Source organism: Cryobacterium arcticum (assembly GCF_001679725.1).
Taxonomy (GTDB): Bacteria; Actinomycetota; Actinomycetes; order Actinomycetales; family Microbacteriaceae; genus Cryobacterium; species Cryobacterium arcticum_A.
Genome location: NZ_CP016282.1, coordinates 3162950 through 3177806 on the forward strand (window position 1 = coordinate 3162950; position 14857 = coordinate 3177806).

Annotated in this window: 14 protein-coding genes and 1 riboswitch; of the genes, 3 read left to right on the forward strand and 11 right to left on the reverse strand. The window is 69.9% G+C overall.

Annotated features, from left to right (window positions below; translation table 11 throughout):
- Nucleotides 1-49: 49 nt before the first annotated feature.
- Nucleotides 50-1000, reverse strand: a complete 951-nt coding sequence (locus tag PA27867_RS14340; protein ID WP_066597431.1) for an aldose 1-epimerase family protein — start codon at nt 998-1000, stop codon at nt 50-52.
- A gap of 14 nt (nt 1001-1014) precedes the next feature.
- Nucleotides 1015-1842, reverse strand: a complete 828-nt coding sequence (locus tag PA27867_RS14345) for a DeoR/GlpR family DNA-binding transcription regulator (protein WP_066597432.1) — start codon at nt 1840-1842, stop codon at nt 1015-1017.
- A gap of 85 nt (nt 1843-1927) precedes the next feature.
- Between PA27867_RS14345 and galT the strand changes: the two genes are divergently transcribed.
- Complete coding sequence (gene galT / locus PA27867_RS14350; protein ID WP_084021191.1) at nt 1928-3139, forward strand: galactose-1-phosphate uridylyltransferase; 1212 nt, start codon at nt 1928-1930, stop codon at nt 3137-3139.
- Nucleotides 3136-4296, forward strand: a complete 1161-nt coding sequence (galK, locus tag PA27867_RS14355; protein WP_066597433.1) for a galactokinase — start codon at nt 3136-3138, stop codon at nt 4294-4296. Before galT ends, galK begins: the two co-directional genes overlap by 4 nt.
- Before the next feature lie 394 nt (nt 4297-4690).
- Here galK and PA27867_RS14360 read toward each other — a convergent pair whose 3' ends face one another.
- On the reverse strand, nt 4691-5173 hold the full coding sequence (locus PA27867_RS14360; RefSeq protein WP_066597435.1) for a YbaK/EbsC family protein: 483 nt from the start codon (nt 5171-5173) through the stop codon (nt 4691-4693).
- Between the two features lie 118 nt (nt 5174-5291).
- On the opposite strand from PA27867_RS14360, the gene PA27867_RS14365 reads away from it, so the two are divergent.
- Entirely contained in the window at nt 5292-5825 is a 534-nt protein-coding gene (locus PA27867_RS14365; protein WP_066597437.1) for a gamma carbonic anhydrase family protein, read from the forward strand.
- A gap of 91 nt (nt 5826-5916) precedes the next feature.
- On the opposite strand, the gene PA27867_RS14370 is transcribed toward PA27867_RS14365, so the two are convergent.
- From PA27867_RS14370 to PA27867_RS14405, 8 genes are all read right to left on the reverse strand, one after another.
- Nucleotides 5917-6801 carry a bifunctional methylenetetrahydrofolate dehydrogenase/methenyltetrahydrofolate cyclohydrolase gene (locus PA27867_RS14370; RefSeq protein WP_066597439.1) on the reverse strand — a complete coding sequence of 295 codons (885 nt, stop codon included), beginning with the start codon at nt 6799-6801 and terminating at the stop codon, nt 5917-5919.
- A gap of 162 nt (nt 6802-6963) precedes the next feature.
- Nucleotides 6964-8277, reverse strand: coding sequence for a serine hydroxymethyltransferase (glyA, locus tag PA27867_RS14375; protein ID WP_066597441.1), 1314 nt, complete (start codon nt 8275-8277; stop codon nt 6964-6966).
- Between the two features lie 15 nt (nt 8278-8292).
- A riboswitch (ZMP/ZTP riboswitch) is annotated at nt 8293-8382 on the reverse strand.
- Between the two features lie 5 nt (nt 8383-8387).
- Nucleotides 8388-8726: a monovalent cation/H(+) antiporter subunit G gene (mnhG, locus tag PA27867_RS14380; RefSeq protein WP_066597443.1), complete on the reverse strand. Its 339-nt coding sequence runs from the start codon at nt 8724-8726 to the stop codon at nt 8388-8390.
- Entirely contained in the window at nt 8723-8995 is a 273-nt protein-coding gene (locus tag PA27867_RS14385) for a monovalent cation/H+ antiporter complex subunit F (protein WP_084021193.1), read from the reverse strand. The genes mnhG and PA27867_RS14385 overlap by 4 nt, the downstream gene beginning before the upstream one ends.
- The gene (locus PA27867_RS14390) at nt 8992-9645 is read right to left on the reverse strand and encodes a Na+/H+ antiporter subunit E (protein WP_066597445.1); all 654 of its coding nucleotides are present in this window, start codon (nt 9643-9645) and stop codon (nt 8992-8994) included. The genes PA27867_RS14385 and PA27867_RS14390 overlap by 4 nt, the downstream gene beginning before the upstream one ends.
- Nucleotides 9642-11201, reverse strand: a complete 1560-nt coding sequence (locus PA27867_RS14395; protein WP_066597447.1) for a Na+/H+ antiporter subunit D — start codon at nt 11199-11201, stop codon at nt 9642-9644. Before PA27867_RS14395 ends, PA27867_RS14390 begins: the two co-directional genes overlap by 4 nt.
- Nucleotides 11198-11740, reverse strand: a complete 543-nt coding sequence (locus PA27867_RS14400) for a sodium:proton antiporter (protein ID WP_066597452.1) — start codon at nt 11738-11740, stop codon at nt 11198-11200. The genes PA27867_RS14395 and PA27867_RS14400 overlap by 4 nt, the downstream gene beginning before the upstream one ends.
- Nucleotides 11737-14808, reverse strand: a complete 3072-nt coding sequence (locus tag PA27867_RS14405) for a Na+/H+ antiporter subunit A (protein ID WP_066597454.1) — start codon at nt 14806-14808, stop codon at nt 11737-11739. Before PA27867_RS14405 ends, PA27867_RS14400 begins: the two co-directional genes overlap by 4 nt.
- Nucleotides 14809-14857: the final 49 nt, after the last annotated feature.

The window sequence follows — 14857 nt, forward strand, 5'->3', positions numbered from 1 at the left end:
TCCGGGGCCGCCCGAAGCGCGGCGCTCCCGCCACCCTAGGCCGGGTTTCTCAGGACGCGAAACCCGTCGGGGTGATTCCCCAGCGAACGACCCATTCCTCGCCCGGGGCCAGCCAGTTGAGGCCCTGGCCGGAGTTGAACGCATCCGCCGGCGCGGTCATCGGCTCAATCGCGACGGCCTGGCCGATCCGCACGGAGTCGCCGGTGCGCACGGGGAAGTTGCGCGGCGTGAACGCCTGCACGTAGGCCATGTTCTCGTCGCCCCACAGGGTGACGCGGCGGCCGTCGGGGGCGGTCAGCGAGTGCTCGCCGCGGCCGTCTTGCACGAGCACGCCGCCGAAGCCGTCGTCGAGGTCGAGTTCGTCCACCCGGGCCCCGTCGCGCAGGTCGAAGCGAGTGCCGGCCACGTCGCTGACACCCACCGGGTTGAGCCGGGCGTCCACGTCGATGTGGCTAGTGGCGGCGAGCCGTAGCACGAGGTCGCCGGTGGGCACGTCGCCGATCTTCAGGTAGGGGTGGGTGCCGAGGGCCACCGGGGCATCCGCTGCGCCGACGTTGCGGATGCTGTGGGTCACGTCGAGGCCGTCGGCCGTGAGCGCATACGTGACCGTGGTGTCGAGTTGGTACGGGTAGCCGGCCTGCGGGTAGACCGTGGCGGCCAGGGTCACCGCGTTGTCGGTCTGCGCGACCAGCCGGTAGGCGGTGACGGCGAGCAGGCCGTGGATCGCATTGCCGAGCTCGGGTTCGGTGATGACCAGCTGGTGCCGGGTGCCGCCGTGGCTCCAGACGGCGTCGCGGATGCGGTTGGGCCAGGGCGTGAGTACCGTGCCGGCGCCGAGCGGCGGCACCGACTCCGGCCCGAAGCCCTCCACCAGGTCGATGCCGTTCAGCGCGTATTCGCGGAGGCCTCCGGCGACCTCCGTGACCGTCGCGGTCGCCGGGCCCTGCGGGGTGGTGCAGACGAGGGCGTACTGGGTTCCGGTGGCGGCGGCAAGGGGCATGGGTGTCTTTCGGATCAGGTGGGCTGGAGCACGGCGAGGCCGGCCTCGCGGAGCGGGGCCAGGGTGAGCGGGTCGGCGGCCGCATCCGTCACCAGGGTGTCGAAGGCGGCAAGCGGACCGATCCGGCCCAGGTGCACCTGCCCTAGTTTGGCACCGTCGGCCACGATGATCGCGCGCGCCGCGGCGGCGAGCATGAGGGTCTTCACGCCGGCCTCCGGCAGGTTGATGTTGGTGACCCCGCCGTCCACGTCGACGCCGTTGCAGCCGATGAAGGCCAGGTCGGCGTGCACCTGGCTGAGCACGGTGGCCGCGAGCGGGTCGACGAGCGAGTGCTGCAACGGCCGGAGCGAGCCACCGGTGACGATCACGGTGAACCGCGGGATGGCCGGCTCCAGGGCGAGGGCGATGCTCAGGCCGTTGGTGATGACGACGACGTCGGTGAGGTCGGTGCGGGCCACGAGCGCCCGGGCCACGGCGAGGGTGGTGGTGCCCACATCGAGGATCACGCTCTGCCCGCTCGAGACCAGGGAGGCGGCGAGCCCGCCGACCTGCTGTTTGGGCACCACCGACGACGCCAGGGCCTCCTCGAAGGAGAATTCCCGGTCGGGCCGGCTGGTGGTGGAGATGCCGGCCGGCACCGCGCCGCCGTGGATGCGCATGAGGCTGCCGGTGCTCTCGAGCTGGTCGAGGTCGGCGCGGGCGGTGACCCCGGAGACGCCGAAGGTGTCACTGAGTTCGCTGACACGCACGAAGCCGCGGGCGTCGACGAGCCGTTGGATCTGCTCCCGGCGCTGGTGCGCGGGCAGGGCGTCGCGGTCGGGCGGATGTTCGACTGAGGCCATGCCCCCATCTTCACTTAGTTTCCCTCGCTTTTCAATACACAAGTACTGGTTTCGGTTGCGCAAATCGGCTAGCGTTGATCCCGCCATGACTGACCTCACCAACACCCCAGACTTCGTCGCAGACGCCGGCATCGCGCGTCACCCGCACACCCTCGCGGACGGTCGCGAGCTCATCTACTTCGATGACCCCGACACCACCCTCTCGCCCGACCGGGCCCCCGACCTGCGCGACCTGGCTCCGCGCCCGGCGAACGCGCGCATGCGCCAGGACCCGCTCAGCGGCGAGTGGATCTCCATCGCCGCGGCCCGGCAGAACCGGGTGTTCCTGCCGCCGGCGCACCTCGATCCGCTCGCGCCGTCCACGCCGGAGAACCCCTCCGAGGTGCCCAGCAACTACGACGTGGCCGTGTTCGAGAACAAGTCGCCCTCGTTCGGGCCGCTGCTCACCGATGACGACGCGCCCACCGGACTCGACGACCTGCGCGCGATCGGGCTGGGGCGCATCCGCACCTCGGTCGGCCGCTGCGAGGTCGTCTGTTTCAGCCCCGCCACCGAGGGTTCGTTCGGCAGCCTGTCGGTCACCCGCGCCCGCACCGTGATCGAGGCCTGGGCCGAGCGCACCCACAAGCTCTCGCAGATGCCCGGCATCGAGCAGGTGTTCCCGTTCGAGAACCGCGGTGAGGCCATCGGCGTCACGCTGCACCACCCGCACGGCCAGATCTACTCCTACCCGTACGTCACTCCGCGCACCCAGCGCCTGATCGACTCGATCGAGAGCTACGGCCCCACCCTTTTCGCCGACATTCTGGCCAGCGAGCAGGCCGGCGACCGGGTCATCCTGCAAGGCGAGCACTGGACCGCGTTCGTGCCGTTCGCCGCCCGCTGGCCCGTCGAGGTGCACATGCTGCCGCACCGCCACGTGGCCGACTTCGCCGGCACCACGCTGGCCGAGCGCGACGAGCTCGCGGTGCTCTACCGCCGCCTGCTGCGCGGTATCGACCAGCTCTACTCCACGCCCACGCCGTACATCGGCGCGTGGCACCAGGCGCCCGTCAACGTGCACCGCGACGACATCCGCCTGATGCTGCAGCTGACCAGCCCGCGCCGGGCCGAGGACAAACTGAAGTTCCTGGCCGGCTCCGAGGCCGCCATGGGCGCCTGGATCGGCGACGTCACGCCGGAGCAGGCCGCCGACAACATCCGCGCCGCGATCGCGCGTTCGGATGCCGCGGATGCGGCCGCCGATGCCGCCTCCGCAGAATCCACCGACAGCAGCACCGGAAGGGCCCACTCGTGAACGACACCACCCCGAGCACCACGAGCGGCTTCCGCGACCGGTTCGACCGCGAGCCGGCCGGCCTGTGGTTCGGCCCCGGTCGGGTCAACCTGATCGGCGAGCACACCGACTACAACGACGGTTTTGTGTTCCCCTTCGCTATCAACCGCCGTGCCGTGGTCGCCCTCGCGCTCCGCGACGACCGGATGCTCCGGGTCGCCAGCTCGTTCACCGAGGAGATCGTGGAGATCTCACTCGACGACCTCTCCCCCGAGACCGTGTCGGGCTGGTCGGCGTATCCGCTGGGCGTGGCGTGGGCGCTCGGCCAGAAGGGCGCCGACCTGTCTGCCGTGATCGGCTTCGATATCTTCATCGACTCCGATGTGCCGATCGGCGCCGGGCTGTCGTCCTCCGCCGCGATTGAGTGCGCCACCGCCGTGGCCCTCGACGAGGTGTGGAACCTCGGCTTCGACAAGCAGGTGCTCGTGCGGGTGGGCCAGCTGGCCGAGAACGAGGTCGTCGGCGCGCCCACGGGCATCCTCGACCAGTCGGCGTCGCTGCTGGGCGAGACCGACTCGGCCGTGTTCCTGGACTGCCGCAGCTTCGAGTCCGAGGTCATCCCGCTCGGCTTCGACGACGCGGGCCTCGAGCTCCTCGTGATCGACACCAAGGTCAGCCACGCGCACGCGACGGGCGGCTACGCCTCACGCCGCGCGTCCTGCGAGACCGGGGCCCGGCTGATGGGGGTCTCGTCGCTGCGCGACCTCACGGTGGACGGCCTGCCCCGCGCCGCCACGACCCTCGACGACGAGACCTTCCGCCGGGTGCGGCACATCCTCACCGAGAACCAGCGCGTGCTCGACACCGTGCGGGTGCTGCGCGAGGAGGGCCCCGGCGCCATCGGCGCGCTGCTCGACGCGTCACACGCCTCGATGCGCGACGACTTCGAGATCTCCGTCCCCGAGCTCGACCTCGCGGTCGACACGGCCCGTGCCGCCGGCGCCCTCGGCGCCCGGATGACCGGCGGCGGCTTCGGCGGCTCGGCCATCGCGCTCACCCCGCACGCGTTGATCCCCGCGGTGCAGCACGCCGTGTCCGAGGCCTTCGCGGCCGCCGGTTTCACCGCCCCCGACATGTTCGTGGTGCGCGCAGCCGCCGGGGCCGCCCGCCTGTCCTAGGAGGATCGCGCCCCGTCGTTGGCCGAGCCCGTCGCACGCTGGCCGAGCCTGTCGGACGCTGGTCGAGCCTGTCGGACGCTGGTCGAGCCTGTCGGACGCTGGTCGAGCTTGTCGGACGCTGGTCGAGCCTGTCGGACGCTGGTCGAGCTTGTCGAGACCCGGTGAGCAGATCTCGACGCACGTCACGGGGTCTCGACAGGCTCGACCAACGACGGGGCGCGACATACTCGCACGTCACGAGGTCCGCTTCAACAGTCTCAGCACACGTCGACAGGGTCGACCAGCGACGGGGGCGCGACGTGCACGCACGTCACGAGGTCCGCTCAGGAAACGCGCTTTCTTGGGAGGCCTCGCGTGTCCGCACTGGGGTCTGGGACGGGGCTGACCTGGACGCCTAGACGGGCGGAACCACCGGAGTGGCCTCGCCTCCGGTGAGGCGCAGCAGCTCGGTGAACGTGGTGGGAAACACCGTGTGGGCGTGCCCGGCAGCGGCCCACACCACGGGATAGCCGGCGAGATCCTCGTCGACCAGGGTGCGGATCGGCGACGGATGCCCCAGCGGCGCGACTCCGCCGATCACTTGTCCGGTGGCTTCCTTCACGAGGTCTTTCGACGCGCGGCCGATGGTGCCGCCGAGGCGCTCCCCCAGCCAGGCCGTGTCCACCCTGTGTGCGCCAGAGGTGAGAACCAGCAACGGCGCCCCGTCGAGGGTGAAGACCAGCGAGTTCGCGATGGCACCCACCTCTATGCCCAACGCCGCGGCAGCTGCGACGGCTGTCGTGGTCGCGTCGTCGAACCAGCGGATCTCGGGGTCCACTCCCTGGGCGTTCAGCGCCAGGCGCACTCTGTCAACGGCGGGATGCGCAGTGTTCACCATCCCTGAATCCTAGAGCCCACGAACCCTGAGCAGGGCACCCACAATCCGAGATTTTCGGGGCTCAACTCCCTGTTCGCGGGGCGTGGGTGAGCGACGGATGCGCAACTAGGGTGGAGCCATGACCGCCGACAACGCCGCCCGCCTCATCACCCTGCCCGACCGTCCGGGGCCGCACGTGGCCGAGAGCGCGTTTGTCGCCGCCGGTGCCGTGCTGGTGGGCAACGTGAGCCTCGCCGAGCACGCCAGCGTCTGGTACAACGCGGTGCTGCGTGCCGAGGCCGAACCGATCCGCATCGGCGCGGGCTCCAACCTGCAGGACAACGTCTCGTGCCACGTCGACGGCGGCTTTCCGCTGATCGTCGGTCGCGACGTGTCGGTGGGCCACGGTGCCGTGCTGCACGGCTGCACGGTCGAGGACGGCGCCCTGATCGGTATGGCCGCCACGGTGCTCAACGGTGCCGTCATCGGTGCCGGGTCGCTCGTGGCCGCCGGGGCCGTGGTGCTCGAGGGCACCATCGTGCCGCCGGGCTCGCTCGTGGCCGGGGTACCGGCCAAGGTGCGACGCGAGCTCACCGCGGACGAGATCGACGGCATCCGCCACAACGCCGAAAACTACCTCGGCCACGCGGCCCTGCACCGCCTCGCGACCTGACCCACCCCCGCGAACTCTGACCTAGGCACCGGAATCGGGCCGTTTCGGGGGCTTAGCTCAGAGTTCGCGAAAGGCGGGTTCGCGGAGGGCGCTAGGGCTTGAGGAGGCGCTCGGAGGCCTTGACGACGTTCGCCAGGAGCATGGCGCGGGTCATCGGGCCGACGCCGCGGGGGTTCGGCGAGAGGTGGCCGGCCACGTTGGCGACGTCGGGGTGCACGTCTCCGGTGAGCACGCCCTTGCCGGTCTCCGGGTTCTCCACGCGGGTGATGCCCACGTCGAGCACGGCGGCACCGGGCTTGATCCAGTCGGCCTGTACCAGGTGCGGCACTCCCACGGCTGCCACGACGATGTCGGCGCGGCGCACCTCACCGGCCAGGTCGACCGTGCGGGAGTGGGTGAGGGTGACGGTGGCGTCCAGGCCCTTGCGGGTGAAGAGCAGGCCCAGCGGGCGACCCACGGTGAGGCCGCGGCCGATGACGACGACGTTCTTGCCGGCGATGGGCACCTCGTAACGGCGCAGCAGTTCCACGATGCCGGCGGGGGTGCACGGCAGCGGTGAGTCGAGCTCGCCCTCGATGCCCAGCACCAGGCGGCCCAGGTTGGTGGGGTGCAGGCCGTCGGCGTCCTTGGCGGGGTCCATCAGCTCGAGCATGGCGTTCTCGTTGTGGCCAACGGGCAACGGCAGCTGGATGATGTAGCCGGTCACCTCACGGGCGGCGTTGAGGTCCTTGATCGCGGCCCGCACATCCGCTGAGGTGGCGGAGCCGGGCAGGTCGATGCGGATGGATTCGATGCCCACCTCGGCGCAGTCGCGGTGCTTGCCGGCCACGTAGGAGCGGGAGCCCGGGTCGTCGCCGACGAGCAGGGTACCGAGCCCCGGCACGACGCCGTGGGCGGCCAGCGCGCGGACGCGCTCGGCGAGTTCGAGCTTGACCTGGGTCGCGGTGGCGACGCCGTCGAGGGTGAGTGCGGTCATGCGAAATCCGATCTGTCGGTGGTGCTGCGCGGCTGCCGGAGTGCGGCAGGACCACGCCGAACGCGCATCGACCCGGCGTACCTGAGGCGCGGGCGATGCCGGGTGCGGGCGGTGACGGATGCGTTCACGCGGGGGTTACGCATCCGTCAGCGCTCGAAAGACCTACTGGGCCAGGCCGGGGTAGAGCGGGAACGCGTCGGTGAGGCCCTTCACCCGGGCGCGGAGCGCGGGGATGTCGGCGCCGGGCTTGAGGGCCTCGGCGATGACGTCGGAGACCACGGTGAACTCGGCGTCGCCGAAGCCACGGGTGGCCAGGGCGGGCGTGCCGATACGGAGGCCGGAGGTGACCATGGGCGGGCGCGGGTCGAACGGCACCGAGTTGCGGTTGACGGTGATGCCCACTTCGTGCAGCGCGTCTTCGGCCTGCTGGCCGTTGATCTCGGAGTGGCGGAGGTCGGCGAGCACGAGGTGCACGTCGGTGCCGCCGGTGAGCACGTCGATGCCCGCTGCACGGGAGTCGTCGGCGGTGAGGCGGTCGGCGAGGATCCGGGCGCCGCGGAGGGTGCGCTCCTGGCGTTCCTTGAACTCGGGGGTCGCGGCGAGCTTGAACGCGGTGGCCTTGGCGGCGATCACGTGCATGAGCGGGCCGCCCTGCTGGCCGGGGAAGACGTTGGAGTTGAGCTTCTTCGCCAGCGCGGTGTCGCGGGAGAGGATGAAGCCCGAGCGCGGGCCGGCGAGGGTCTTGTGCACGGTGCTGGACACGACGTCGGCGTAGGGCACCGGTGACGGGTGCAGGCCTGCGGCGACGAGGCCGGCGAAGTGGGCCATGTCGACCCAGAGCTTGGCGCCCACCTCATCGGCGATGGCGCGGAATGCGGCGAAGTCGAGCTGGCGGGGGTAGGCCGACCAGCCGGCGATGATGACCTGCGGCTTGTGCTCGAGGGCCTTGTCGCGCACCACGTCCATGTCGACGCGGAAGGTCTCCGGGTCGACGCCGTAGGCGACCGGGTTGTAGAGCTTGCCGGAGAAGTTGAGCTTCATGCCGTGGGTGAGGTGGCCGCCGTGCGCGAGCTCCAGGCCCAGGATGGTGTCGCCGGGAGTGGCGATGGCGGAGAGCACCGCGGCGTTGGCGGTGGCACCGGAGTGCGGCTGCACGTTCGCGTACTCGGCGCCGAAGAGGCTCTTGGCGCGGTCGATGGCGAGCTGCTCGGCCACGTCGACGTACTCGCAGCCGCCGTAGTAGCGGCGGCCCGGGTAGCCCTCGGCGTACTTGTTGGTGAGCACCGAACCCTGCGACTGCAGGATGGCGCGGGGCACGAAGTTCTCGCTGGCGATCATCTCGAGGTAGTCGCGCTGGCGACCGAGCTCGAGCTCGAGGATCGCGGCGATCTCGGGGTCGACGACCTCGAGGGAATCGTTGAAGGTGGAGGGTACGGAACTAGTGAGCACAGTGTCGGACACGGGAAAACTCCTCATACATATAGATGGATGTGTCGTGGCCCAGGCGTGCGGCCACTAACCGTGTCAGTCGCTCCCCGATGGTGACCCATCTTTCGTGCTACGCCAGTTGCGACTCGGCCATACTATCAGCCGCGTGCGTCCCGGAGCTCGTCGAGCACCAGCAAATCCGGCCGCAGGTGGTCGGTCTGGTACGCGGCACGGGCCACCAGGTGTGCCGCCATGGGCGCGGTGAGCGACTGGAACAGCACGATCGCGACGACGAGGGTGACGGTGCCGACGCTGAAGTTCGTCACGGCGATGTCGAGGGTGACCGCCATCAGGCCGAGGATCTGGGGCTTCGTGGCCGAGTGCAGCCGGGTGAGCACGTCGGGGAAGCGGAGCAGGCCGACGCCGGCGGCCAGGCACATCACGGCGGCGAGCAGCACCAGGACGGCGGTGACCACGTCGCTCCAGACGGCGCTCATGCGCGGTCCCGTCCGGGCAGGAACCGGGCCACGCTGAGCGAGCCGAGCACCGCGAAGAGGGCCAGCACGAGCAGCACCGGCAGGTTGTCGGTGTGCCGGTTGAACGCCATCTCGGCGCCCAGGGCGCAGATGATGGTGGCCACGAGCACGTCGGAGGCGATCACCCGGTCGAGCACGCTCGGTCCACGGATGATGCGGTAGACGGCCGCCAGGGCGCCGGCGCCGAACAGGATTCCGGCGACGATGGCAACGATGTCCATGGGGGTCATGCGGTGGCTCCGTTCTCGGGATCGGTGGAGGAGTGCGTTCCGGGGCCGTGCGGGGCGTGCGGGCCCGGGGCGCCGGGGGCGCCGTCGCTGAGGTCTTCATCGGCCCGCACCTGGCAGACCCGCTCCACGTCTTCGCGCGAGCCGAAGGCCATCACGATACGACGCTCGGTCGCGAGCACCCGGGCGCGGAAGGCGTCGGCCTCCACTTCGTCGTGCATGTTGATGACGTGCAGGTACAGGGTCGAGTCGACCCGCTCGATGTCGACCACGATGGAGCCCGGCACGATCGAGGTGGCCACGGCGGTCCAGGTGAGGATCAGGTCGCTGCGGGTGCGCAGGTGCACGGCGAGGATCGCGTTGCTCGCGGTGTAGCGCGGGCCGAGGGCGAGCCAGGACACATCCACGGATGCCCGCACGATGTCCCAGATCAGCTTGGCGAACAGCCAGACGCTGCGCCACAGGTTGATCCGGCCGCTGAGCTGCACCGCCGGCAGGTAGAACACGACGGAGACCAGGGCCGCGAACACCGCGCCGGTGACGAGGTTCAGCCAGGAGAACTTGCCCCAGAGCAACGACCAGAGCAGCACCAGGCCGAGGAACAGGGGCAGCTGGCTGATCAGTCCGCCGAGTCGTTCGCGCACACTGCTCACGGGGTGCCTCCCGGGAAGACGGCGTCGATGTAGACCGACGGGTCGGAGATGTTCGCGGCGGCGCGGGTGGCCAGGTCGAACGCCGGGCCGGCGAAGATCGTCAGGCTCACGGTGAGGGCGAGCATGGTGGCTGTCGCCGCGGTCATCAGGGCTGAGGTGGTCTTGGTGGTGACCGTGCCCTCGTCGTGCGGGTCGTCCTGCAGGGCGTCGAGCACGGCGGAGTCGTAGTTCTCCACGTCCCGTCGCGGCCGCCAGAACGCCATGTTCCAGGCGCGGGCCAGCGCGTACAGGGTGAGCAGCGAGGTGGCCGCTCCCCCGGCGAGCAGCACGTAGCTGAGGGCGCCGCCCACCTGCACACCAGCGTCGAACAAGGCCACCTTGCCGAGGAACCCGGAGAACGGCGGGATGCCGCCGAGGTTGAGCGCTCCGATGAAGAACAGGACGGCGACCAACGGCGCGGCCTTGAGCATCCCGCCCAAGCGGGCCAACGAGGTGGTGCCGCCGATACGTTCGATGAGGCCGGCGCAGAGGAACAGCGTGGTCTGGATCATGATGTGGTGCACGACGTAGAAGATGGTGGCAGCGATCGCCGCCTCGGTGCCCAGGGCGATGCCGAAGATCATGTAGCCGATGTGGCTCACCAGGGTGAACGAGAGCAACCGTTTGATGTCGGCCTGGGCGAGAGCGCCGAAAATGCCGATCACCATGGTGAGCAGCGCCACGATCATCAACGGCAGCGAGAACTGGTTGTCGGGGAACAACAGCGTCTGGGTGCGCAGGATGGCGTACACGCCCACCTTGGTGAGCAGGCCCGCGAACACCGCGGTGACCGGGGCCGGCGCGGTGGGGTACGAGTCCGGCAGCCAGAACGACAGCGGGAACACGGCCGCCTTCACGCTGAAGGCGATGAGCAGCATGAGCCCGAGAATGAGTTGCACGTCACCGGGCAGCTGCGGGATGCGCTCGGCCAGCAGCGCCAGCGTCACGGTTCCGGTCGCGCCGTAGATGAGCGCGATGGCCGACAGGAACAGGATCGACGAGATGAGGCTGACGACGATGTACGTGACACCGGCCCGGATGCGCGCACCCGTGCCGCCGAGGGTGAGCAGCACGTAACTGGCCGAGAGCAGCATCTCGAAGCCCACGTACATGTTGAACAGGTCACCGGCGATGAACGCGTTGAACAGACCCGCCGACAGCACCAGATAGGTGGGGTGGAAGATCGACACCGGGGTCTCCCGGTTGCTGTCGACGATGCCCTGGCCGACAGCGAAGAGCAGAACGCCGAGCAGCATCAGGGCCGACACGAGCAGCATGATGGCCGACAGACGGTCCACGACGAGAACGATGCCGAACGGTGGCTGCCACCCGCCCACATTCACCACGGCCGGGCCGTGCTGGTCGACGAGCACCAACAGGATGCTGCTGATCACCACGACCGCGGAGAGCGTGAGCACGCTCACCGCCACCTGGTAGCGCGACCGGCGGCCGAGCGCGATGGCGAGGGCGGCGCCGAGAAGCGGGATGGCGACGACGAGGGGCACGAGTACGTTCATCGGGTGCCGCCCTCGCGGTCGGTGCGCGCGGCGTCGCCGGCGGCGGGTGCGCGTTCGTCGGAGCGGTCGGTCGCGTCAACAGCCGAGCTGTCGTCGTCGCTGCCGTCCTCACTGGCGTCGAGCGATGCCTGCACGGCGGCCTCGTCGTCGGTGGAGGACCGGAACGTGATTTCGGAGTCTTCGCTGGTTTCGGCGGCGTGCTCGTCGGTGAGGGTGTCGCCCTCGTCGCCGAGCTGGGCCAGCCACCAGGAGCGGTAGATCAGCGCGAGCAGCAGGGCCGTGATCCCGAAGTTGATCACGATGGCGGTGAGCATCAGCACCTGCGGCAGCGGGTCGACCATGGTGTCGTCCAGGGACGTGCCGGTGACGATCGGCGAGCTGCCGGGCCGTCCGCTCATGATGAAGATCAGCAGGTTGGTGGCGTTTCCCACCAGCAGGAACCCGATCAGCACCCGGGTGAGGCTGCGTTCGAGCATGATGTAGATGCCCGCGGCGTACATCGCGGCCATGACGATCACGAGGGTCAGGGAGGCGCTCATCGGGTGCCTCCTGCCGGTGTGCTGTCTTCCGCCGGGTCGGCGGGCTGGGTGATCGGGGCGGTTTCAGGTCCGGTGCCCGGCGCCGGGGCCTCCGCTGGGGTCCACTCGGAGGAGGCGTCGAAACCCATCGCGTCGCCGGCGTCGCTGGAGGCGTTGCCGATGGCGGGAATGATGGGCTCGTCCGGGTCGTCGTCGCCTGGTTCGTCGAGCTCGCTCTGCCGGTCGATCTCGCTGCCGAGGCTGCGCAGAATATCCAGGCTCAGGCCGATCACGACGAGGTACACCCCGATGTCGAAGATGCTGGAGGTGCCGAAGGAGAGGTGCCCAAGCAGCGGCACGTCGGCCTGGAAGTAGGCGGATTCGAGCGGGGTGCCCGTCACGAAGATCGACCCGACGGCGGTGCCGACGGCGAGGACCACGCCGAGTCCGAGGATCTTGCCCGGGTCGATGGGCACGGCTTCGCCCAGCTCGTACCGGCCGCCGGCCAGGTACCGGGCCACGAGGGCCAGGCCGGCCAGGAGGCCGCCGGCGAACCCGCCGCCCGGCAGGTTGTGGCCGGCGAAGAGCAGGTAGATCGACACGACGATTGCGGGGTGGAAGAGCAGCCGGACGAGCACCTCGATGAGGATCGACCGGTTCTCGGCGGACTGGGTGCGCCCTCCGAGCAGCCAGGACTGCCGGGTCACGGCATGCCCGGCGGAGCTTGCGTGCGGGTCGGCCACGACGCGGCGGCGGTTCTTCGGTTCGCGGCGTTTGCGGGACTCCCGCAGGCGCGGCATCTGCTCGCTGCGGCCGGAGACGAATAGCAGGCTGGCGACGCCGGTGGCCACGACGATGAGCACCGAGATCTCGCCCATGGTGTCCCAGGCGCGGATGTCGACGAGCATGACGTTGACGATGTTGTTGCCGTGGCCCTCCACGACGGACAACCGGGCCAGGTCCTTGGCCATGTCGGGCCATTGGCGGGCGCCGAGCGAGATGACGGCGATGGTGCCCATGGTCAGGCCCACCAGGATGCCGATGAGGGCGCGCCGGCGGCGGTGCATGGGCCGATTGTGCTGGGCGATACGGCTGGGCAGGCGACGCAGCACGAGCACCACCACCACGAGGGTGATCGACTCGACGAGCGCCTGGGTGAGCGCCAGGTCGGGTGCACCGTGGAAGGCGAACAGGGCGACCAGCCCGTAGCCGGTGACGCCGGCCAGCAGCACCGCGGTCATCCGCTGCCCGACCCGGGCGGCCATCGCGGCGGCGATGATCATGACCAGGCCGATGATGACCTGGGCCGGGTAGTCCCAGAGCACCACGGCGTCGGGCCAGGTGCGGTTGACGAACGAGACGGCGCCGAGGGCCAGCACGAACACCACAAGGATGGTCGAGAGGTACTGCGGCAGGCCGCCCCTCTGGGCGAGGTGAGTGGTGCGGGCGGCGATTCTGTCGACGAAACGCACGGTGTGGCCGTAGCCGTGACCGGCGTCCACCCAGGCCGGCACCGTGGCCTGCCAGCGGGCCACGCGCTTGCGCTGCCAGAAGATGACGAGGCCGAGGGCCACGACCACGATGCTGAGGAACAGCGCCGGTTCGAAACCGTGCCAGAGCATCAGGTGCGCGTCGCCCTCGCCGGGCATGGTGTCGGCGTATTGGGCAAGCACCGGGTCGAGCAGGAAGATGAACGGGCCGAGCACGATCGTGGCGACGGTGAGGATGCCGGGGGCCAGCATGAAGTCCCACCGGCTGGAGTGCATCGGGGTGTCGCTGATCGACGGGCGGGTGCCGAACGCGCCCCAGAAGAACTTGGCACTGTAGGCGACCGTGAGAACGGACCCGATCGCGGTGCCGGCCAGGGCGATCCAGCCCCAACCGTCGCCGGCCTCGCCGGCTTCGAGGAATGCGGTGAAGACGGATTCCTTGGCCACGAAGCCGAGCAGCGGCGGGAGCCCGGCCATCGACGCGACGGCGATGAGCGCGATCGCGGCCAGGGCCGGTTCGCGTCGGCCGAGGCCGGAGAGCTTGCGCCAGTCGCGGGTGCCGGCGCGATGGTCGATGATACCCACCACAAGGAAGAGGGTCGCCTTGTACAGCGCATGCGCGAGCAGCAGCGCCACCCCGGCGAGGGCGGCATCACGGGTGCCGAAGCCCACGACCACCATGAGGAAGCCGAGCTGGCTGACGGTGCCGTAGGCGAGCATCAGCTTGATGTCGTGCTGGCGCAGCGACCGCCAGGCGCCCACGAGCATGGTCCACACGCCGATGGTCACCAACACCGGAAGCCAGCCGGGTGAGTCGGCGTAGCCGGGTGCGAAGCGGGCGGTGAGGTAGATGCCGGCCTTCACCATGGCGGCGGCGTGCAGGTAGGCGCTCACCGGGGTGGGTGCGGCCATCGCGGCCGGAAGCCAGAAGTGGAACGGGATGAGCGCGGACTTCGACAGGGCGCCGACGAGGATCAGCAGCACCGCCCAGATGGCGACCGGCGTGCCGGTGGGGTTCGCCACGATCGCGGCCAGCGAGGTGGTTCCGGCGTCGACGGAGATCATCACGACGCCGATCAGCATGACCAGGCCACCGAAGGTGGTCACCAGCAGGGCCTGCAGGGCGGCACCGCGGCTCTCCCGCTTGGCGGTGTAGTGCCCGATCAGCAGGTACGAGAGCACGCTGGTGATCTCCCAGAACATGAACATGACCAGGATGTCGTCGGCGGTGACGAGCCCGTACATAGTTCCGGCGAAGGCCAGCAGCAGAGCGGCGAACCGGCCCAGGCTCGGCTCGTCGGCGTCGAAGTAGCGGGCGCAGTAGATGAGCACCAGGGCGCCGACACCGGTCACGACGAGGGCGAGCAGCCAGGCGAGCGCATCCACCCGGAAGGACAGGCTGATGCCGAGCGACGGGATCCACGGGAGGCTCTCGGTGGCGGCCCCGCCGGCGGCGACCGTACTGGTTTGCGTGAGGGTGTAGCCGAACGCGATCGCGGGCAGAACGGCGACCACATAAAAAACGCGCAACCCGAGCAGTCGGGTGAGCGTGGGAGTCAGCACGGAAACGAGCAGGAAAACCAGGAGGATCGTCGCCATGCGGCCTCCCGGCTCTCTACAAAAGAGTGTCGTCTCTACGGTCAGAGTG

Coding starts and splice junctions, on each gene's coding strand:
- PA27867_RS14340 (WP_066597431.1), bottom strand. CDS start 1,000: ATGCCCCTTGCCGCCGCCACCGGAACCCAGTACGCCCTCGTCTGCACC.
- PA27867_RS14345 (WP_066597432.1), bottom strand. CDS start 1,842: ATGGCCTCAGTCGAACATCCGCCCGACCGCGACGCCCTGCCCGCGCAC.
- galT (WP_084021191.1), top strand. CDS start 1,928: ATGACTGACCTCACCAACACCCCAGACTTCGTCGCAGACGCCGGCATC.
- PA27867_RS14360 (WP_066597435.1), bottom strand. CDS start 5,173: ATGGTGAACACTGCGCATCCCGCCGTTGACAGAGTGCGCCTGGCGCTG.
- PA27867_RS14365 (WP_066597437.1), top strand. CDS start 5,292: ATGACCGCCGACAACGCCGCCCGCCTCATCACCCTGCCCGACCGTCCG.
- PA27867_RS14370 (WP_066597439.1), bottom strand. CDS start 6,801: ATGACCGCACTCACCCTCGACGGCGTCGCCACCGCGACCCAGGTCAAG.
- glyA (WP_066597441.1), bottom strand. CDS start 8,277: ATGAGGAGTTTTCCCGTGTCCGACACTGTGCTCACTAGTTCCGTACCC.
- mnhG (WP_066597443.1), bottom strand. CDS start 8,726: ATGAGCGCCGTCTGGAGCGACGTGGTCACCGCCGTCCTGGTGCTGCTC.
- PA27867_RS14385 (WP_084021193.1), bottom strand. CDS start 8,995: ATGACCCCCATGGACATCGTTGCCATCGTCGCCGGAATCCTGTTCGGC.
- PA27867_RS14395 (WP_066597447.1), bottom strand. CDS start 11,201: ATGAACGTACTCGTGCCCCTCGTCGTCGCCATCCCGCTTCTCGGCGCC.
- PA27867_RS14400 (WP_066597452.1), bottom strand. CDS start 11,740: ATGAGCGCCTCCCTGACCCTCGTGATCGTCATGGCCGCGATGTACGCC.
- PA27867_RS14405 (WP_066597454.1), bottom strand. CDS start 14,808: ATGGCGACGATCCTCCTGGTTTTCCTGCTCGTTTCCGTGCTGACTCCC.